This window comes from Niabella pedocola (assembly GCF_021044425.1).
Lineage (GTDB): Bacteria > Bacteroidota > Bacteroidia > Chitinophagales > Chitinophagaceae > Niabella > Niabella pedocola.
On the sequence record NZ_JAJNEC010000006.1, the window covers coordinates 320,839 to 342,705 of the forward strand.

15 protein-coding genes are annotated in these 21,867 nt (G+C 48.2%); 14 read left to right on the forward strand and 1 reads right to left on the reverse strand.

The window, feature by feature from the left end; all coding sequences use genetic code 11:
* Window positions 1-48: 48 nt before the first annotated feature.
* The 13 genes from LQ567_RS20700 to LQ567_RS20760 all read left to right on the forward strand — a co-directional run bounded on the left by LQ567_RS20700 (window position 49) and on the right by LQ567_RS20760 (window position 15,397).
* Window positions 49-1,095, forward strand: a complete 1,047-nt coding sequence (locus tag LQ567_RS20700) for a FecR family protein (RefSeq protein ID WP_231007658.1) — start codon at window positions 49-51, stop codon at window positions 1,093-1,095.
* A 217-nt stretch (window positions 1,096-1,312) separates the two neighbouring features.
* Entirely contained in the window at window positions 1,313-4,246 is a 2,934-nt protein-coding gene (locus tag LQ567_RS20705; RefSeq protein ID WP_231007659.1) for a TonB-dependent receptor, read from the forward strand.
* Window positions 4,247-4,255: 9 nt separating this feature from the next.
* Window positions 4,256-5,041: a histidine phosphatase family protein gene (locus LQ567_RS20710; protein WP_231007660.1), complete on the forward strand. Its 786-nt coding sequence runs from the start codon at window positions 4,256-4,258 to the stop codon at window positions 5,039-5,041.
* Between the two features lie 135 nt (window positions 5,042-5,176).
* On the forward strand, window positions 5,177-7,519 hold the full coding sequence (locus tag LQ567_RS20715) for a glycoside hydrolase family 3 C-terminal domain-containing protein (RefSeq protein ID WP_231007661.1): 2,343 nt from the start codon (window positions 5,177-5,179) through the stop codon (window positions 7,517-7,519).
* Between the two features lie 447 nt (window positions 7,520-7,966).
* Complete coding sequence (locus tag LQ567_RS20720) at window positions 7,967-8,362, forward strand: hypothetical protein (protein WP_231007662.1); 396 nt, start codon at window positions 7,967-7,969, stop codon at window positions 8,360-8,362.
* Between the two features lie 116 nt (window positions 8,363-8,478).
* Entirely contained in the window at window positions 8,479-8,697 is a 219-nt protein-coding gene (gene infA, locus LQ567_RS20725; RefSeq protein WP_223710630.1) for a translation initiation factor IF-1, read from the forward strand.
* A 27-nt stretch (window positions 8,698-8,724) separates the two neighbouring features.
* Window positions 8,725-8,841, forward strand: coding sequence for a type B 50S ribosomal protein L36 (gene ykgO / locus LQ567_RS20730; protein WP_071597075.1), 117 nt, complete (start codon window positions 8,725-8,727; stop codon window positions 8,839-8,841).
* Between the two features lie 81 nt (window positions 8,842-8,922).
* A complete protein-coding gene (gene rpsM, locus LQ567_RS20735; RefSeq protein ID WP_090389550.1) occupies window positions 8,923-9,303 on the forward strand; it encodes a 30S ribosomal protein S13 in 381 nt (126 codons plus the stop codon).
* A gap of 186 nt (window positions 9,304-9,489) precedes the next feature.
* Window positions 9,490-9,891 (forward strand): 30S ribosomal protein S11, encoded by a 402-nt coding sequence (gene rpsK, locus LQ567_RS20740; RefSeq protein ID WP_231007663.1) that lies wholly within the window; start codon window positions 9,490-9,492, stop codon window positions 9,889-9,891.
* A gap of 223 nt (window positions 9,892-10,114) precedes the next feature.
* Window positions 10,115-10,720: a 30S ribosomal protein S4 gene (gene rpsD, locus LQ567_RS20745; RefSeq protein ID WP_231007664.1), complete on the forward strand. Its 606-nt coding sequence runs from the start codon at window positions 10,115-10,117 to the stop codon at window positions 10,718-10,720.
* Window positions 10,721-10,776: 56 nt separating this feature from the next.
* The gene (locus LQ567_RS20750) at window positions 10,777-11,778 is read left to right on the forward strand and encodes a DNA-directed RNA polymerase subunit alpha (RefSeq protein WP_231007665.1); all 1,002 of its coding nucleotides are present in this window, start codon (window positions 10,777-10,779) and stop codon (window positions 11,776-11,778) included.
* Window positions 11,779-11,976: 198 nt separating this feature from the next.
* Complete coding sequence (gene rplQ / locus LQ567_RS26330) at window positions 11,977-12,537, forward strand: 50S ribosomal protein L17 (RefSeq protein ID WP_231007666.1); 561 nt, start codon at window positions 11,977-11,979, stop codon at window positions 12,535-12,537.
* 283 nt (window positions 12,538-12,820) lie between these two features.
* Window positions 12,821-15,397, forward strand: a complete 2,577-nt coding sequence (locus LQ567_RS20760; RefSeq protein WP_231007668.1) for a phosphoenolpyruvate carboxylase — start codon at window positions 12,821-12,823, stop codon at window positions 15,395-15,397.
* 374 nt (window positions 15,398-15,771) lie between these two features.
* Here LQ567_RS20760 and LQ567_RS20765 read toward each other — a convergent pair whose 3' ends face one another.
* A complete protein-coding gene (locus LQ567_RS20765) occupies window positions 15,772-18,429 on the reverse strand; it encodes an alpha-L-rhamnosidase (protein WP_231007670.1) in 2,658 nt (885 codons plus the stop codon).
* Between the two features lie 156 nt (window positions 18,430-18,585).
* Here LQ567_RS20765 and LQ567_RS20770 point away from each other — a divergent pair, with 156 nt between their 5' ends.
* The gene (locus LQ567_RS20770; RefSeq protein ID WP_231007671.1) at window positions 18,586-21,864 is read left to right on the forward strand and encodes a glycosyl hydrolase; all 3,279 of its coding nucleotides are present in this window, start codon (window positions 18,586-18,588) and stop codon (window positions 21,862-21,864) included.
* Window positions 21,865-21,867: the final 3 nt, after the last annotated feature.

Consider the following 21,867-nt stretch of genomic DNA (forward strand, 5'->3'; position numbering starts at 1 on the left):
TAGGGGTCCCCCTTTTTTTTCCGTCAATAGAGTATAAACGGGAACCGGATGAGTTTATACGAGTTTGACTTTTTGCTGGAAAAATATATTTCGGGGAATTGTACGCCCGAAGAAGAGCAACAGGTATTGATCTGGTATAACCGGCTTATTTCCGAAAGTTCAGTAAAACTGTCGGAGGCCGAAAAAAACAGCATTGAAGAACGGATCTGGGCACATCTGAAACCGGCCGCAATAACGGAGGAGCCCCGGTTACAGGAGCCTGTTTCCGGTGCAGCAAGATCCCGCCGGTTGGTATGGTATGTGGCAGCCGCCAGTGTAATGCTGGCCGTAGCACTTGGCTTTTATATGTTCCGGGGCGAAAAGCCGGCTCAGCAGCAGGAGCGTATTGCAGGTTTAAAAGGTGTGCCGGCTTCTTATCTGATGGCTGAAAACAGCGGAAACAGTCTTAAGAACATTACATTGCCGGACGGATCCGTCATTACACTTCAGAAAAACAGTGTACTGTTTTACCCGGAGCAGTTTACAAAAAATACAAGGGAAGTATATTTTAGCGGTAATGCATTTTTTGATATTCATCGGGATACATTGCGGCGGTTTGTGATCTACGCGCCTAACGACCTGGTTACGGAAGTGTTGGGTACCAGTTTTTACATCCTGCAGAATACCGCTAAACATACACTGAACGTGGAAGTGGTTACCGGAAAGGTGAGTGTATACAAAAAGGACAAACGGCAGGCGTACATGCGGGCAAAAAAAGAAAACCTGGTGTTAACGCCCAATGAGAAAGTTGAATACAACAGCGAAAAAAATCGCTTTTTTACCACGATCGTGGATGAACCCCAATTGCTTCAAACAGCTGCCCTGCCGGTATTTGAGTTTGAGGAAGTACCGTTGGAGCAGGTGTTGAACCGGCTGCATCAGGCGTACGGTGTAGCCTTGTCTGTAAAGTCGGATGCGTTGCTGAAATGCCCGTTCACGGGTAATATTACCGGCATGGGCCTGTATCAGCAACTGGACGTCGTTTGCAGGGTATTGAATGCGTCCTATGAAATAAACGGCACTAATATCATCATCAGCGGCAGCGGCTGCCAGTAGCCGGCTGCAGGGATGTGAAAAAGCTTGCTTGTTTAATTTAAAAAAATAAAAGGATGAAACGATTGTTGCCTGCTCCCGATTAATACGGGACCCATCATTAATGTTATTGTTAAAAGAAAAACCGGCAATGCTGCGAACACTGCCGGTTGTATGCTCCTTTTAGCAAGGAAAGTTTCTGTAAGTCAATCCTGTTAACAAACAAAAACCAATTAAAAGTATGAAAAATAAGCGAACAAAAGCCTTATTATTATTCATCATGAAGTCAACCGTACTGCCGCTTTTCCTGATCCTTACCATGGTCTTTACATCGTTTGCCAACAATGTAAGCGGACAGCTGGTGCTGAAAAAAACGATCCAGGTAAGTATTGCCAATCAAACGTTGAAAGAGGCGATTGGCCGGATCCAGCATCAGACCGGAGTTTCATTTATTTACAGCTCTGCCGCCATACAGGCGCAGCGTAAGGTGACCTTTTCCGGTAACGGCAAAACCATCGAGCAATTTATAACAGAAGTGCTGGCACCCCTGCAGGTAAAAACAAAAGTGATCGATAATAAAATCCTGCTGTTTTCCGATGCAGAGGGCGCGGCAGTGCAGCAGGTACGCGCCAGCTATAATATTACAGGAGTGGTAAAGAATGTAAAAGGAGAGAGTCTGCAGCGGGTTACCGTATCACTGGAAAATACAGCGTATGCTACTATGACGGACGGCGCTGGTAAATATACACTGGCCGGTGTGCCGGAAGGTGAGTATACCATTGTGTTTACCTATGTGGGCTATATGAGTTACTCCCAGAAGATCGTGGTGGCCGGGGGAAACCTGACGGCAAATGCCCAGCTTTCGGAAGACCTGCTGCGGCTGGATGATGTAGTGGTGACCAGCACGGGCAATCCGCAGAAAAAGATCGAAAGCAGTGTGGCGATTACATCACGCACATCGAGGCAGCTGGCCCTGCAGGCGCCGCTCAACAGCTCGGATATGCTGAAAACCGTTCCGGGCCTTTCGGCTGAAAGCAGCGGTGGCGATGGACCTGGAAGTATCCGGGTAAGGGGATTGCCGGGAGGCGGATACATTTACCTGGGTATTATGGAAGACGGACTGCCGGTATTGCCCACGGGTTATTCTTCTCTTCCCTCCGCTGATCAGTATTTTAAATATGATCTTACGATCAAGAATATTGAAGCCATCCGGGGTGGTAACGCCGCTATTATTACATCCAACACTCCAGGGGCAGTAATCAATAATTTATCTTATACCGGTGGCCCGCTGCCTTATGGCACATTTAAGTTTACATCGGGATTGTCACAAGGTTTATATCGTGTTGACGGAAATACGGGGGGACAGCTGAATGATAAATGGCAGTACAATATCGGTGGGTTTTACAGAACGGACAAGGGAATCAAACAACCCGATTTTACTGCCAATAAAGGCGGACAGCTAAAATTGAATCTGACCCGAAAGCTGGGGCGTAACGATCAGGGATACCTGCGTTTTTATGGGAAGTACCTGAACGACCGGGTACAGTGGTTGCTGCCGGGCTACTATGGCTACAAAAAAGGAACGCACCTGAGCAATGCCCTTCCGTATTTCGACAATTTTACAGAAACCTTAATGCCCAATACGTATCAATTCAATGTGAAGGTTCCGGGCGATCAGACCTTTAACATTGATCTTTCCGACGGGTTTTATACGAAGATTGCTTATGGAGGAATGTTGTTTCATTACAAAACCAACAACAACTGGACGATCAATAATAATTTCCGGTATCAATCCAGCAAGATGACGGCCAATTCCAGTATGATCACCGCGCCCCAGACTTTCAAAACAGGTGTTAACTACTATTATATGAACGGAACACAGCTTCAGAATCCCACCGGCTATTATACCGCGCAGCAGATCTCCACCACGCAGCGGAATGACAAGCAGGTAATCGATTACCTCGATTTTACCAAGAAGGCAGGGATCCATAATATCACCATCGGCACCGGTTTATACCTTTATGATTTTACCAGCGAGGCTGCTACGTTCACCGCCAGTACGGAAATCAAGGACAAGCCATCCATTATTCTGGTCAATAATGCATCGGCAGCACCATTAACACCGGTGGCCAATACCAGCAAAAGCGGTCATACCAAATTCGATGGGGTATCCGGTATGTACTCCGGTTATCTGTCTGACCTGATCAAAGCGGGTGCGCATTGGACGTTTGATGCAGGACTCCGTTTTGATTATAACAAGCTGAACGGGCACCGGGCCGTGTATACCGGGTCTTCGGTATCCTCCGGCGGGCAGGGCTTTGTGATCGATCACCTGGATCCATACACCGAAAATTTCAGTTACTGGTCGGCATCCCTGGGGATCAACTACAAGGTGAACGATTACACCGGTATATTCGGACGCGCTACCCGTACCTATAACGCTTTTACCATCGATAACTTTTCAGCGGTGGATGCGCGTCCCAGTGAGTTAAAAAAACGCCAGATCTACCTGGGTGAACTGGGCGTACGTTATGCACATAGCAAACTGGCCTTCTTTTCCTCTGTTAGTTATTCCAGTGTAAGCAATTTTCCCCTTACTATCGGAGTTCCGGGTGCGGCCACCGGTTCGGTAATCACCCAGTCTACCTTTGGCTCTTCCCGCACCTACAGCTGGGAAACAGAGATTTCCTATGAACTGTTGAAAGGGCTTAATCTGCGCGGACTGGCTACTATTGAAGACGCCAAGTTTACCAGCTATGATATTGTTGTAAGTGCGGATGCGGATCCTTCTATAGCCGGCAAACCACTCAGCTGGAAAGGGAACCGGCCGGAACGGCTGCCCAAGACCAATCTGCAATTGTCTGCAACATACGATTACAAAGGCTTTAATCTTTATGCCAATGCGGCGGCCATCGGCAGTCGCTGGTCTACCAATGCCAATACCTACAGGCTGGATGGCTATACAGAAGTAAATGCAGGTGCGGGATATTCGTTTGGTAAAAAACTGGAGCTGCGCGCCTGGGTGAACAACCTGCTCAATGCCCGCGGATTAACAGAGGGCAATGTGCGTGGGGAACAGTTTATTGATGTAAACACGCTTAAGGAAGGGCAGCTGATGATTGGCCGGGCCATTCTTCCCCGCAGTCTTTGGGCCTCCATTAGTTTTTCATTTTAATACATCATCATGAATCCATTATTACGGAGAGCGCTGCTGACAGCAGCGGCGCTTCCTGTTTTTGCAATGATGCTTACAGCACAGCAGGTAAAACGTACCAAAGTAACTTTTTATATCACCCGTCACGGAGAAACGGTATTAAATGCACTCAACCGGGTACAAGGCTGGGCGGATGCACCGCTGACGCCGGAGGGAAAAGCTGTGGCGCACGCATTAGGATTGGGGTTGAAAGGAACGGTGTTTAACGCAGTATATGCAAGCGATCTCGGCCGGGCCAGGGAAACGGCACGGGTGGTGGTAGCCGCAAAAGGCGGAGTCACACCGGTTTTACAGGAATCTGCGGAGCTGCGTGAAACTGCCTTTGGTTGCTATGAAGGAGAATATAATAAACGGATGTGGACGGATGCCGCGCTTTACCTGCACTATACTTCTGCGGCGGCCCTGTTTGCCGATATGCAACGGAACAATAAAATACCCGAAGTGCTGGCTGCTGTAAAAGCGCTGGATACGCTGCGGCTGGCCGAGGACTTTGACGCAGTAAAACGGCGGATGCATGGCTGGCTGGTGAAAACGGCCAACGAGCAGGCAAAAGCCGGAGGGGGAAATGTACTGGTTGTATCACATGGCATTGCCATTAATGCCCTGCTCACCGCGCTGTCGGAAAAGCCCTTCGTCGGCAAGCCACTGGGCAATGCATCTGTAAGTATGGTTGTATTTGAAGACGGAAAATTTCAGATCCTGTCTGTGGGGGATATGCAATATGTGGAAGCGGGACAGCAGATTGAAAAACACTGATTCTTTACGTCGGCGGTGCATCCGGAAAATCTGTAACGTAGCAACGGCATCGACGATTGTGTGGTTCTAAGACGCGCTGTGTGATCCGAAGGAACAGTAACCGTGTATGCGCCGCTTTTAAAATTATTTTAGCAAATGAAAAAATATATCGTAATTTTTTGTTCGCTTTTTTCAACAATGGGGTACGCACAAACCGATCATATTGAAAAGGCAAAAGCCCTGGCATCAAGAATGACCCTGGAAGAAAAGGTGAACCTCGTACGCGGACAGGGCTTTAAAATGCCCGGCCAGCAATCAGCAGGTGCGAATATAGGGGTTACAAAGGACAAGGTTCCGGGGGCTGCGGGGATTACCTATGCCATTCCCCGGCTGGGGATTCCTACCCTGGTGCTGGCAGATGGGCCTGCAGGTGTGCGGATCGACCCGGTACGCAACGGAGATGCATCAAAAACCTATTATGCAACCGCTTTTCCTATCGGTTCCCTGCTGGCCTCTACCTGGGATACGGAGCTGATCGAAAAACTGGGCGCTGCCTTTGGCAGTGAGGCCCGGGATTACGGGATCGACATCCTCCTGGCACCAGCGATGAACCTGCAGCGGAATCCCCTGGGCGGAAGGAATTTTGAATATTACTCCGAAGACCCGCTGGTAAGCGGCAGGATCGCGGCAGCCATGGTCAATGGTATCCAGTCGCGCGGCGTGGGTACTTCTATCAAACATTTTGCAGCCAATAACCAGGAGTTTAACCGAATGACGGTTAATGAGCACATCAGCGAGCGGGCATTGCGGGAGCTTTACCTGAAAGGATTTGAAATTGCTGTAAAAACGGCCCGGCCCTGGACGGTGATGAGCTCGTACAATAAAATAAACGGAACCTATGCCTCGGAGAGCTATGACCTGCTGACCACCGTGTTACGTAAGGAATGGGGGTTTGAAGGCCTGGTGATGACCGACTGGTTCGGGGGGCAGGATGCCGCCGCACAGATGAAGGCCGGTAATGATTTGCTGATGCCCGGAACACCGGACCAGACGCAAGCACTTTTAGCCGCTGTAAAAAATGGCAGCCTTCCCATGAAGGTGCTGGATGAAAATGTGGTGCGCATCCTGCAGGTATTGCTGCAGGCACCCTCGTTTAAAAAGTTGCCTTATTCGGACGCACCGGATCTGAAGGCGCATGCAGCCATTTCCAGGGCCGCCGCAGCTGATGGAATGGTATTGCTTAAAAATGAACAGGCTGCATTACCACTAACCTCTGGTAACACCGTGGCCCTTTTTGGAAATGCAGCGTATAGCCTGATTGCCGGAGGCACTGGCAGCGGTGATGTTAATAAGGCCTATACCGTATCACTGCACGAAGGACTGCAACGCGCAAGGTATAAAACGGATCAGGCATTGCAGGATCTCTATTCTGCGTATATAAAAACAGAATCAGCAAAACGGCCGAAGAAAAGCTTTATCGAAGAATTTATCAATCCTACACCACCCATCCCGGAACCGGAAATGGATGCCGCACTGATTGCTGCGAAAGCAGCAACTTGCGATATCGCGGTACTCACCATTGGCCGGCAGGCGGGTGAAAACAACGACCGGCATATTGAGGGCGATTTTGATCTGAGTCCAGGGGAGCGCCTCCTGCTCAAGAATATTGCAGCGGCTTTTCATGCACGGAATAAAAAGGTGGTTGTGGTGCTCAATACGGGAGGCGTAATGGAAACAGCCAGCTGGTCGGCCGATGCCGATGCGCTGTTGCTGGCCTGGCAGCCGGGCCAGGAGGGCGGTAATGCCATCGCCGATATACTCAGCGGAGCCGTAAATCCTTCGGGTAAACTGGCGGTGAGCTTCCCGGTGCGTTATGCAGATGTGCCTGGCGCCAACGGCTTCCCGGGCAGGGCATTTCCTGAGCAGTCGCGCACCGGTTTGTTTGGAATGAAGTTAATTCCGGCTGAAGCCGACTACGAAGAAGATATTTATGTTGGATACCGCTATTACCAAACGTTTGGTATAAAACCAGCCTACGCTTTTGGTTTCGGACTGAGCTACACCAGCTTTTCCTTCACCAGGCTGGAATTGAGCAGCGAAACATTTGATAAAGAAATTACTGTTTCGGTAACAGTGACCAATACCGGCAAGGCAGCGGGCAGGGAGGTGGTGCAGCTGTACCTGGCGGCACCCGCAGGCGGTATGAATAAACCCCGGTCTGAATTGAAGGCGTTTGCCAAAACGCGTTTATTGCAACCGGGTGAGACCCAAATACTCCAATTGGTACTGGATGCCGGCAGCCTGGCTTCCTTTGATGAAAAGCGATCGGCCTGGGTGGCAGCAGCAGGTACGTATGAGGTGAAACTGGGGAATGCCTCCGATGCAGCTACCCTGAGCCGGCAGTTCCGGTTGCCGGCGGCGCTGGTAGCAGCGCAATGCACGCCTGTTTTAACGCCCTCAAAACCATTAAACTTGTTGAAGCCGGCCAATAACCGGTAGTAAGATAGCCCTATGCAGGGGGTGTTGGACGGAGACAAACGGCAGAGCCGGAGGCGCTGATAATCCTACGTTTGACAGCGCTGAACGTTCCTGCAACTTTTTGACCCGATCCTTTTAAGCGGAGCCTGGTATTCCTTTTTTGGAAACCTTGGTTCCGCTTTTTTGTATCCTGGCCGCAATAAGGGCCGTTTATAAATGTATATGCGTTTAAACACCAATGCCGGTTGGTTCAAACGGTTTTCCTTCCGGTAAGGCGGTTTTTGACAGCTATGAGCTGCCAATCCGGCCAGGATAAACCGGGTTTATGTATAAACAGCTGAAAATGAATTTATTTTTAGCGTTTACAGATCGTTTACCGCGGCTACCAATTAAATATGGCATTTGTCATTATTTTTTCTATCTTAGAATAGTAAATAGGATCTTTTGTTTGCATAAATTTTTATTCGTATGAAATTAAATGAGTTAAAACCGGGCGACTGGGTAATTGTTACGGATGATGGCGTATCACGTGAAGGATCTGTTGTAAGGGTAAGTAATGAGGAGCGGGAGGTTTGTGTAGACAACGGCATCCAGGAATTCTGGTATCCGCTGGACCAGGTACAGGGCATTCCGCTGAATGAGGCACAGCTGATGCGGCTGGGGTTTGAAAAAATGGACAACCCGGCAGGCAATGGCACAAAATATGGGAAAGGGCCCTTCCGGGTGCTGGTGCCGGCCTCCGACAACTTTTCAAGAAGTGAAGTTTGGTACCGCGAAGACCGCCGCCTTTTTGATCGCCCGATTACGGTTAGCGAGCTGCAAAATATTCATTTACAAATGACTAAAGTTCCGCTACTGCATTAAAGACCCGGTTTTAGGCCTTCTGGAGGCCCGAACGATACAGCTTTATTCTGAAATTTAGACAGAATAAGGCTTTTTTATTATAAAATATTACCTATCTTTGCAGCCCTAAAATTTGTATGTCAAAACAACCTTTAATAAAACAAGACGGAGTCATCCTGGAAGCCTTGTCTAATGCGATGTTCAGGGTAAAGCTGGAAAACGGCCATGAGGTTTTGGCAACAATTTCCGGTAAGATGCGGATGCATTACATTCGTATTTTGCCTGGTGATAAGGTGGGATTGGAAATGTCTCCTTATGACTTAACAAGAGGCAGGATAAATTTCCGCTATAAATAATTGGCTAAAAACCTTAAATTAAAAAAGATGAGAGTAAGAGCATCCATTAAAAAACGTAGCGCCGACTGCAAAATTGTACGTCGCAAAGGGAAGCTTTATGTAATTAACAAAAAGAATCCCCGTTTTAAACAAAGACAAGGATAATTTATTAAAAAACAACAATCAAGATGCAAGAACCGGAAGGGGCTTGTGCTTTAGATTCAGCATTTAAAATTTAGATAAAATATGGCACGTATTGCCGGTGTAGACTTACCAAAGAACAAAAGGGGCGAAATTGGCCTTACCTATATTTATGGTATTGGCCCTTCTACAGCAAAATATATTCTGGACAAGAATAGCATTGACCGCAGCAAAAAAGTAAATGAGTGGAACGATGAGGATCTGAACGCGATCCGTTCAACCATTACTGAAGAGCTGAAAGTAGAAGGTCAGCTGAGAAGCGAGGTGCAAATGAACATTAAGCGCCTGCTGGATATCGCCTGCTACCGTGGTCTGCGTCACAGGAAAGGACTTCCGGTGCGTGGTCAGCGTACAAAAACCAACAGCCGTACCCGTAAAGGTAAACGTAAGACGGTTGCCGGTAAGAAGAAGGCCGCTAAGAAATAATTAGGAGTCAGCTTTTAGTTGTTGGTTGTCAGCAGTTGCTGATTACTGATACCTGATAGCTGACTGCTTTTTTATATGCACCCGTTACTACCAGATCAATTTCGGACACCCCGGTGCAGGAATAGGGTTGACTGGGCGTTTTGCTCCGCAGAACGTTTTTATTTTTAAAGATCACCTTTAAGTACAATGGCAAAATCACAAAACAGCGCAAAAGCCGCTGCGAAAAAAAGGATTGTAAAAGTGGATGCGTACGGAGATGCGCACATTTCTGCAACATTCAACAACATCATCATCAGCTTAACCAACAAATCCGGCCAGGTTATTTCCTGGAGCAGTGCCGGTAAAATGGGCTTCCGCGGTTCTAAAAAGAACACGCCTTATGCCGCCCAGATGGCTTCTGCAGACGCTGCTAAAGTAGCGCTGGATGCTGGTTTGAAAAGAGTAGATGTATACGTAAAAGGCCCCGGATCCGGCCGTGAAGGAGCGATCCGCTCGCTTTCCCAGTCTGGCATCGAAGTAGTAATGATCAAAGACGTTACGCCTTTGCCTCACAACGGATGCCGTCCTCCCAAGAAGAGAAGAGTATAAAACCTTTTTTGGGTTTTTAGTTTCTTGTTTGATGGTATCATCAGACAAAGATGAAGTTCTTTAAAATTTTGCTGAAGGCTAAAAGCTTAATGCTGAAAGCCGAAGCATGATTGATAGCCAGTTGGCTTTTCATTTTATAAAAAGGGTACACAATTAATTTTTTCCAAAGCTTTTTACTGATTGCTGTACCGGTTTCTAAAAAAGCTTAAATGAAAGTATAATTATGGCACGTTACAACGGTCCTAAGACCAAGATCTCCCGTATTTTCGGAGAGCCTATTTTAGGTAATGGTAAATGGTTGGGTAAAAACAGTAACCCTCCCGGTATGCATGGCGAAAAGCGCAAGCGTAAAACCTTAGGGGAGTATGCATTGCAGCTGCGCGAAAAACAAAAAGCAAAATACACCTACGGTGTGTTGGAAAAACAATTCCGCAAAACATTTGAGGAAGCCAACCGTCGTAAAGGTATTACCGGTGAAAACCTTATTAAATTACTTGAAGCGCGTTTAGACAACACGGTATTCCGTATGGGTATTGCACCCAGCCGTCCTGCTGCACGCCAGCTGGTGAGCCACAAGCACATTGAAGTAAATGGCGAAGTGGTAAACATTCCTTCTTACCAGCTGAAAGCCGGTGATATCATCACCCTGAAAGAAAACAGCAAGAACCGTTCTTCTATTACAAGCGTGATCCGTCCTAAGAATCCAAAATTTGGCTGGATCGATTTCAATGAAACTGAAATCAAGGGTACTTTCATCACCTATCCCGAAAGGGAAAGTGTTCCTGAGAACATTAAGGAGCAACTGATTGTTGAATTGTACAGTAAGTAATTTTTTAAGTGATGGCGGCCAGCCATCACTTTACTCTTAAAATACAAACCTAAAAAATGGCAATTTTAAATTTCCACCAGCCTGACAAAATCATTTTGCAAAAGGCTTCAGATTTCGAAGCTCAGTTTGAGTTTCGTCCATTAGAGCCGGGGTATGGTGTTACCATTGGTAATGCGCTGCGCCGTGTTTTATTGAACTCTCTTGAGGGATATGCGATTGTAGGTATTAAGATAGAGGGTGTAGATCATGAATTTGCTACCATGAAAGGGATCAGCGAAGATGTGGTTGAAATCATCCTGAATTTAAAACAGGTACGCTTCAAAAGAATCGTTGATCATGAAGTGGCCAATGAAAAAATTTCCATTTCTGTAAAAAACCAGACAGAGTTCACCGCAGGTATGATCGCCGATGGAACACAATCCTTCCAGATCATGAACCCGGATCTGCTGATCTGCACGATGGATTCTTCTTCCAAACTGGATATCGAACTGACCATTGGTAAAGGCCGTGGTTATGTACCTGCTGAAGATAACAAGGTAAAAGATGCGCCGGTTGGCTACATCGCTATCGACTCAATCTTCACACCCATTAAAAATGTAAAATACAGCATTGAAAATACCCGTGTGGAACAACGTACGGACTATGAAAAGCTGTTGATGGAAGTGAACACAGATGGTACCATTCATCCGGAAGAGGCTGTAAAGCAAGCCAGCCGGATCCTGATTCAACACCTGATGATCATTACGGATGAAAACATCACGTTTGACAACAAGGAAGAGAAGAAAGAGGATATGGTAGATGAGCAGACATTGCAACTGCGTAAAGTGCTGAAGACTCCTCTGGAAGACCTGGATCTTTCCGTACGTGCGTTCAACTGCTTAAAAGCCGCCAAGATCAACTCACTGAGCGAGCTGGTTCAGTACGAGCAGGAAGACCTGATGAAGTTCCGGAACTTTGGTCAGAAATCCCTTTCTGAAATTGAGCAGGTGCTCATCGAAAGAGGATTGGGCTTTGGTATGGATCTTCAGAAACTGGGAATCGATAAAGACGATTATTAAATAATTTGAAGATTTGAAAATTTGAGAATGTATTAATGGGTCGGCGTTGCAGCTCTAACCACCATATTTTCAAATTTTCAAATCGCCAAATTTTCAAATTTGTATAGTAGGTTACATATCCTTGACACGGTGTAACCGAATTTTTTAACCGGTTTGTGTGTCTGAAATATCAGGCCTCAAATCTCAAAATCAAATGTCATGCGTCACGGAGACAAAATCAAAAATTTAAGCCGTACCAAAGCACACAGAGATGCGTTGTTGCGTAATCTTTCCTGCCAGCTGATCGAGCACAAGCGTATTGTAACTACTATTGCAAAAGCAAAGGCTTTAAGGGTGTATGTAGAACCCCTGATCACTAAAAGCAAGGAAAATACCACACACCAGCGTCGTATTGTGTTCAGTCATTTACAGGACAAAGAAGCGGTTAAAGAACTGTTCGATGCTGTTGCAACAAAGGTTGGCGGCCGCCCCGGTGGTTATACCCGCATCATTAAATTAGGGATCCGTCCCGGTGATGCTGCTGAAAAAGCGATGATCGAGCTGGTAGACTTTAACGAAGTTTACGGTAAAGGATCTGATGAAAAAGCTGCTGGTAAACGCACCCGTCGTCGTGGAGGTAGCGGAAAGAAAAAAGATGAAGCTACTACCGTTGCCGAAGCGGCACCTGTTGAGGAAGTAAAAGATGCTGTTGCGCCTGCTGCAGCTGAAGAAGCTCCCGCTACAGAAGCAGAAGCAAAAGACGAAAACAAAGAAGCATAATTCTTTTAAAGCAATAAAAGCCCCGCCCTGGTACTCCTGGGCGGGGCTTTTTGTTGGTGATTATTTTAGAATTGATCCGGAAACCCGGAGGCCTGTTTGAGAATGTTTAAGAATCCTGTATAATTCTTAAACGTTGTATAAAGAAATGATTAAATACTAGATAATTGCAAACGTTATTGTGGAAAAATAGTATCTTCAACGCTGTTTAAATGCCAACGGTACCGGTGCTTTTCTATAAAGTTCAGAAGTACGGAGGCAATTCTAAAAGTCAAACAGGAAACATATGGATGTGGTAAGCAGCCAATCGGTTCAGCACTTCAAAAATGATGTGGGGATCAGATTTCAGTTGTATAATAGTTTATTTACTTCGTTACCGTTCAACCGTATTGAGAAGACCGGGATCTTGCTGTCGTTATTGTCCAGCATGTGTGAAGAGGGCTATGAAAAGGCGTTAAGTCCTGTTGAAATTGTAGACGATTTTTTTAACCGGCATACTTCTTATTCCGAAGTAAAAACGCAGGTAGACCTGTTGTTTCGCCTGGTGCAATATATTGAACGGCAGGTGGTGTTATTTGATGCCCTGGAAGATGCCTCCTATAAAGAAATCAACGATCTGAACGGTACGGGTACCCTGAAGCAGCTGATGTCTGAAGTGGTACAAAATAACCGGGAAGAAGGGTTTGAACAGGTGCTCAAGGATTTTTGTGTACGCCTGGTACTTACAGCTCATCCTACACAGTTTTATCCCGGATCCGTACTGGGTATTATCCGGGACCTGAGCAGCGCGCTGATCCGGAATGACGCCAGCGAGATCAACATGTTGTTGCAACAGCTGGGTAAAACGCCGTTCCTGAAAAAGAAAAAACCCACACCTTATGATGAGGCCGTGAGCCTGATCTGGTACCTGGAAAATGTATTTTACCCGGCGGCGGGCCGCATTATAAGTGCATTGAAGAACCAGTTTCCACAGATCGATACCGGCAAGCATGCACTGGTGAAAATGGGCTTTTGGCCGGGAGGCGACCGGGACGGGAATCCTTTTGTAACCACCGATACCACCCTCCAGGTGGCGGGTGCATTGAGGGGTGCCATCCTGAAATGTTACTACATGGATGTGCGCCGGTTGCGCCGCAGGCTTACATTCCAGGGTGTGGAAGAAGAGCTGGCCGGACTGGAGCAGCAATTATACGATGAGGTTTTTGTGCCGGGGTATGAATCGAAGATACAAACGCAGGAAATCATTGGTACGCTGGAGGCGGTTAGGGATGTGGTGAATGAGAAACATAACGGACTCTTTGTAACAAAGATCCAGAACCTCATTAATAAGATCGAGATCTTCGGTTTGCATTTTGCATCGTTGGATATCCGTCAGGATAGCTCCATACATGAGAAACTGTATGCACAGCTGGCGGCTTCCGGTATATTGCCGGCCAACTATAATGCACTGACCGAAAAACAAAAAGTGGCATTATTGCTGGAACTGCAGCAGGCAGATGTAACGGCCCTTGTAAAAGATGATGTGGTAAAGGACACCGTGCAGGTGGTAGACGCCGTTTGCGCGATACAAAAGGCGAATGGAGAAGAAGGGTGTAACCGCTATATCATCAGCCATTGCACTAGCGTATTGAATATTATTGAAGTGGTAGGTTTGTTCAGGCTCAGTGGTATCGGCGGTGAAGATTTTAAAGTGGATGTAGTACCGCTGTTTGAAACGATTGAAGACCTGCAGAATGCAGGCGCCATCATGAAGGATCTGTATTCGATTCCATCCTATAAAGAGCACCTGAACCGGCGTGGTAAAACGCAAACCATCATGCTGGGCTTTTCGGATGGTACCAAGGATGGCGGCTACCTGATGGCCAACTGGAGCATCTACCGGGCAAAGGAAGAGCTTACACGCATTACCCGCCAGTATGGGTTTGATGTGATCTTTTTTGACGGCAGGGGAGGTCCTCCCTCAAGAGGTGGCGGTAAAACCCATAAGTTCTATGCTTCCATGGGTAGTCATATTTCCAATAAAGAAATTCAGCTGACGATACAGGGGCAAACGGTAAGCGCCAATTTCGGCATCATTGAATCGGCACAGTTCAACCTGGAACAACTCATTAACGCGGGGGTATCCAATTCATTGTTTACAGACCGGTATCCGCCTTTAAGCGGCAAAAAGGAAGAGCTGATGCAGGAACTGGCTTCTTATGGCTTTGATGCATACAAGCAATTAAAGGAGCATCCGCAACTGGCCAACTACCTGTATGAAATGAGTCCGCTTCGTTTTTATAATGAAACCAATATCGGCAGCCGTCCGGCAAAAAGAGGAGGATCGCAATCTTCTTTTTCGCTGAATGATCTGCGGGCCATTCCATTTGCCGGAGCATGGAGCCAGCTAAAGCAAAATGTGCCGGGCTTTTACGGTGTAGGTACCGCGCTGAAAAAAATGGAATACATCGGCCGTTTTGAAGAGCTGAAAAGTCTTTATAAAGAATCGCTGTATTTTAAGACCCTGCTGGATAACTGCGAAATGGCCATGTCCAAATCTTATTTTCCCATTACCGCCTACATGGAAAAGGATGAGCAGTTTGGTGGCATCTGGAAAATGATCTATGATGAGTATATACTCACTAAAGAATACTTATATAAACTCTCCGGTCACGATACGCTGATGGCTTCCTACCCGGTGGATAAGCTTTCCATCCGCATGCGGGAGCGTATTGTAAAACCATTGGTTACGATACAGCAATATGCCCTGGTAAAATTGCGTGAAGGCGGCGATGACCTGGATGAGGCATTGCGCGATGCCTATGGAAAACTGGTGATGCGCTGCTCTTTTGGTATCATTAATGCCGGCCGCAATTCGGCTTAGCGCTTCGGGAATTTAAAATATCCAATAAAGGACTTCGAATGTGAAAGAAACATTCGTTATGGCGCTGCCATCCTGTTTCTTACGGTAATCCGGTTATTAGCCACTGCATTTACAGGATTGCCGCAGCTGCACAGATATGGATGTGCTGCCGCGCTGCACTGATTCAAATTTTGTATGGATCATTGAAAAGACCGGCGTCAACACCCGGTGTGGAGTATTAAATATGGGAATGCCGCAAATGTGAAGATATAGGGCCATGCAACGTTGCACTCAATTCTGTATGGATGCGTTAACAGAGCACCGCAATCTGCCGGAGTATAAAATCGCATGCAGACAGTCCTGCTGCTGCGTTGGGATCCTTACCGCTCCATTTACTATTTTGCATGTAATAAAAAAGTATACGTTCCGGAAGGCAATGCATAGCTGCCATCTGTATTTTTAATGCCCGGCATGCGCCGGCCTTTTTGCGGTTGCCAGGAGGCCGGTATAAAAAAGGTAGCGGTACTATTGGCGGGTATGCGGCAGGTGTAGCGAAGGCGGTTGCCCTTTCTTTCCCAGGACGAACGGATCTCCCCCTGCGCTCCGTTATACGTGGCTTTAAAGACCGGCAGCCCGGTTACAAAATTGGGTTTAAGAAGGATGTTCCGGAAGCCTGGCTGCTCCGGATCGGGAAAAATGCCGCCGAGCCCCTTATAAAACCAGGCACCGATGTCACCAAACATGATGTGGTTCAGTGAGGCATCCCGTTCTGCATCTACCTTCCAGTTTTCATAAAGCGTAGTAGCCCCGTTTTCAATCCACCAGCCCCAGGAGGGATAGGTTTTGCGCGTTGCCAGCTGATAGGCCAGGTCTGCATAGCCGTTTTCGCTCAATATATTCAATACGGCCTTGGCACCCAGGATGCCCACATCCAGTTGTACACCGTCTGCCTGCACTTTTTTTGCCAGGTTGGCCACCACTTTGGCCTTCACATCATCCGGAACAACGCCCCAGTATACCGGAGTGCTTAGTTCTGTTTGCAGGCCCGAGCCATAGATGCCGGTTATTGTGTTCAGGTATTTATCATTGATGGCTTTTTTAATCTGCTCTGCTAATGCCGCGTAGTAACCGGCATCTTCTTTCCGGTTAAAAAGCGCCGCGGCTTTGGCAAGGATCATTACGTCCTTGTAGTAATAAAGCGAAGAAGTTAATTCCACCGGCGATTTGGATTTTACAGGCACCCAATCGCCCAATCCCCAGGTGGTTAACCCGGTGGGATACAGTTCCGCAATATGATCAATATAACGCTTTATGTTCTCATAGTTATCTGCCAGGGGTTTGGGATCCCCGTAAAACTGGTAAAGCGTCCATGGAATTATCGCAATGGTGCTGGTCCAGTCGGGCCCGTTGGCCCATTGATATCCCCAACCGCTGGTGGGGATGATGGCCGGTAACACACCGTTGGGTTGCTGCTCATCCCGGTGATCGGCCAGCCATTTTTCATATACGGTAATGCCGTCGAAATTGTACAACCCTGTTTCCAGCGCAATGACTGCATCACCCGTCCAGCCGTTCTTTTCCCGTTGGGGGCAATCTGTAGGATACCCGAAAAGGTTGGAAAGATAGGAGTTATTGGTAGCCTGCCAGATCTTGTTGACAAGCGGGTTGCCGGCTTCAATGGTGCCGGCCTGCGGCACATCACTGTGCATAAAATATCCCTGGAGATTTGACTTGCTGAGCTGCACGGGTTTACTGCTCACTATCTCTACGTACTGAAAGCCCTTATAATTGAATCGTGGTTTAAAGGTTTCCGTGCCGCCCCCTTTTAGTATAAAAATATCGGTTTGAAAGGGATCGCTGTCATCGGTGGGCCTATAATGCACATCAATATTGGAAAGATCGGCGTGGCCGGATGGATGAATGCGTTCGGCATGAATGAGCCGGATCACGGTTCCTGCGGTACCCGAAACACGGATCTCACTGACACCGGAAATATTCCGTCCCAGGTTAAACACATAGTTGGTATCGCTGAATTTTTTTAAGGCTACCGGGCTGATGGTAACCACATCACGCACCGGGTGCAGTACCTGTGCGGTGATTAGCGGCGCGGGTGCCGCCCGGTCAGTAGCCGCTGCCCATTTTGAATCGTTAAAACCGGGTTTGTTCCAGCCTGCTATCTCCAGCCGGGCATCATAGTGTTCGGCAGTATAAATACTGTTAAAGATCACAGGGCTTAGTGTTGTTTTCCAGCTCCGGTCGGTGGTAATGGTTTCTGTAGAACCATCGGTATACGTGATACGCAGGTCGAGGCAAAATGCCGGTCGGTTACGCCAGGGCGCTTTGTCGAAATACCATACCGCCGTAGACTGATGGTTGTACCAGCCGTTTCCCAGCAGTACGCCGATCACGTTTTCACCGGGCTGCAGCGCTTTAGTTACATCGTAGGTTACATACAGGTTGCGCCGGTCATAGCGGGTATACATGGGATCGAGCCGGTGATCTCCTACGGACGAAGCATTGAGGGAAAGCTCATAAAGGCCCGCTGCAGCGATATAAGCTCTTGCAGACCGAACTGTTTTTTTCAGGATAAACGATTTGCGGAAATAGGGCGCGGGTTTTAGCCGGGTATCATTGCCATCACTGATCCATCCGCCTTTCCAATGCTGTTGCTGCATCATGCCCGTTTCAAAAAAGGCAGCCGGTGATACATCGTAGGAGCGGTTGTTTTTACCGGTAAGCAGCACTTTCCAGGTATACTTTGTAAAAGGTTCCAGGGCTTTACCTTTATAGGTAACCAGGTTATCGGAAGCGGCCATAATCCCCGAGTTCCATACTTCTTCACCGGTTCCCCTGGAAACGATGATCCTGTAACTGGTTTGTGCCGCGCCCGCCTGCGGATCATCAAGGGTCCAGCTAAAACGAGGTGTTTTATTATCAATGCCCAGCGGGTTTTCCAGGTGTTCGCACCGGAGATCGGTAACTTGCTGAGCATGGACCCACAGCGGAACCACGGCTAAAACCAATAACAACAGAAGGGCCTGTTTGTAAGTCATATGCGCAATATTATCAGAACAAAATAGTATTTGTACCTGCAAAATAGCCGGAAAAGTTACGTGAAATTATTTTCAGGATAGTACAGGATGGTTCTGTTAAAAACCCGGCCTATATTTAATAAGCGCCCTGTTTGAGCCATAACAGCATATTTTTAAATGATGCAGCGGTTAATAAGCGGATTGCTTTTTAATGTATGGATGATTGCAAATGTCTTGCCGGCAACGGCACAGGTAGCTCCTGTTGCGCCGCAGGTACGGGAACTCAATGGCCGTTTCGGCGCGCATGACCGGACGGTATTCCAGGCGCCGTCACCAGGCTATCATCCGGAAACCTGGTTTCATTTTATCGGGGGAAATATTTCAAAGGAGGGCATTACTGCAGATCTGGAAGCCATTGCTAAAGCAGGTATTTCAGGTGTTCAGCTTTTTCATGGCCAGTTTGGAGGTAAATGGCCGGGCGTTGGTCCGGAGATCATCTGCCTGAGTCCTGCCTGGGAGGATGCGTTACACTTTACGGCTAAAGAATGCAAACGGTTGGGCCTCCGCTTCACCCTGCAAAATTGTCCTGGCTGGGCCATGGCCGGCGGACCGTGGATCAAGCCGGAGAATGCGATGCGCCACCTGGTGTGGAAGCGTCAGGATGTGCAGGGAACAGGGGTGGCTAAAAAGATCGCTTTAGCAAAACCAGACGGGATCAATGAGTCCTGGCGCGACTACCGGGAGGTGGCCGTACTGGCGTTTCCTACGCCAAAGGATGATACCGGCGACCCGCTGGTACCGGCATCGGTAACCGGCAGTTCGGATGTATTGTGGAGCGGTCTTTTTTCAACGAACGGAAACAAACCTGTTCAGCTTGCGCCTTCCGGTCCATCTGATCCTTATCGGATAACGATCGATTTTAATACCCCCGTTACCATCCGCTCTATTACCCTCCCCAGCATTAATAGTTTTAATCATGCCTGGTGTTACGAGCCCGGCGTTACCATCAGGGCGGTTGCTGTTCTTGAAAACGGCCAGGCAAAGGAGATCCTGAACGCAGTGCTGCCCCAGAGCAACTGGCAGGACCGGGCACCGATGACCCTGGCCTGTCAGGAAACACCGGGGGCAAAAAGATACCGGTTTGAGATCGTGAACCTGCACGATATGCAGCTGGGTTTCATAAAACTGTTTACTGCCGCCCGGAAAAATAACTGGGAATCGGAGGCTGGGTGGACCTTACGGACCATTGAGCGATCGGGGGATGCGTATTCCCACCCGATAGATACTTATGTCAACCCGGATCAGATACAGGACCTCACTGCGCTTATGGATCGCAACGGGGAACTGCAGTGGAAAGCACCCGCGGGCAACTGGACGATCCTGCGGATCGGGCATGTAAATACCGGTCGCAAAAACGGTCCGGCGCCTCCGGCAGGCACCGGCTGGGAATGCAACAAACTATCGGTGAAAGGGGCACAGGCCCATTTTCAGGGATATATCGGCCGGCTCTCGGGCAGCAAGGGTCCTGTAAACGGATTGCTTAACGGAATGCTTTTAGACAGCTGGGAATGTGAAACACAAACCTGGACGGAGGATATGGAGCCGGAGTTTGAACGGGTTACTTCCTATCCGCTCCGCAAATGGCTCCCGGCTGTTTTTGGATATGTCATAAAGGATGAGGCAACCACGTTCCGTTTTCTCAGGGACTGGCGGGCTACCATCAACGATTTGTTTACTCATCAGTTTTACGGACAGATGTCGGAACTGGCGAAAGCCCGTAATTTATCCATTACCTATGAAACAGCTGCCGGTGATGTATTTCCTGCAGATATCATGGAGTATTACAAGTATGCCGATGTACCCATGTGCGAGTTCTGGCAGCCCTTTACAGAAGGTTATGTGGGATCGCTGAATTTTAAACCGGTGAAGCCAACCGTTTCTGCGGCCCGGTTATACGGCAAACCCCGTGTGTCGGCAGAAGCGTTTACCTCTTTTGCACTTACCTGGAACGAACAATGGCAGATGCTGAAGGAAGTGGCAAATGTGAATATGATCGAAGGCATCACGCACCTGGTGTTTCATACGTATACCCACAACCCTCAAACAGATTTTCCGCAGCCGGGCACTTCTTTTGGTGCAGGCATCGGCACGCCGTTTTTAAGGGGACAAACCTGGTGGAAGGCGATGCCGGCATTTACAGATTACTTTGCGCGCTGCAATTATTTGCTGGAAAGAGGCAAACCCGTATCGGACGTATTATGGTATCTGGGTGATGAGATTGATCATAAACCGGATCAGAACGCGCCGTTCCCCGAAGGATTTAAGTATGACTATTGTAATACGGATGTTTTATGGAACCGGCTAGCCGTAAAGGATGGCTACATTACCACACCCGAAGGGATCCGGTACCGGGTACTGTGGCTGCCGGCCAGCATCCGGATGCTGCCAAAAACAGCAGCGAAAATTGCCTCACTCATTAAGGCGGGTGCTACCGTGGTTGGAGATGCTCCTTCCGGCATTGCCACCCTTAGCGGCGGCATCGCTGCCCAGGAGCAACTGAATACGATTGTGACCGCCATTTGGGGTAATGCAGCAAAACGCGGTATCCGCAACATAGGCAAAGGACAAATTGTTTCGGGCATGACCCTCTCAGACGCGCTTCAGCAACTGCAGATAGCGCCCGATGTTTCCGGCGGGCCGGTACAGTGGTTGCACCGCCGTGCAGAAGATGCAGACTGGTATTTTGTGTGTGCACCCAGGGGCGGAACATTTGCAGGCACCCTCAGTTTCCGCAATACTGGAGATGTTGCGTTATGGGACCCTGTGTCAGGTAAGGTGTTGCCGCTGGCCGCAAAAAGGCAGGGAGACCGCACCGTTGTTACACTAGATCTTCCCGAGGCCGGCGCCGGTTTTGTAGTTTTTAATCATAAAGCGGCACTAAAAGAAAATAAATTTCCTGTATCACCGCCACCGCTTACATCCATTGCATTTACAAAGCCCTGGACCATTCATTTTCCGGAAGGCTGGGGTGCACCAGCCGCTGTTGAGGTGGGGGAACTAAAACCCTGGCCGGAGCTGGAGCTTTCCGGTGAAGGAAAAGCTTTTTCAGGTACCGCCGTTTATACAACCAGCTTCCGGATGGATACCATTCAACAGAAAGCAACATATGTGATGGACCTGGGGCAGGTGAATATGATCGCTTCCGTATCGTTAAACGGAGTGCACTTTCCTGCATTATGGACCAGTCCCTACAAGCTGGATATTACAAAGGCCCTCCGGCCCGGAACAAATACGTTGAAGATCGAAGTGACCAGCACCTGGTTTAACCGGTTGGTATATGATGCCGGTCAGCCGGAAGACAAGCGGAAAACATGGACGATCAGCGGGCCTTCTTCAGCGGCCGCATTAACAAACAACGGACTGTTAGGGCCGGTGAGCATTCAGGTAGAAAAATAAAAT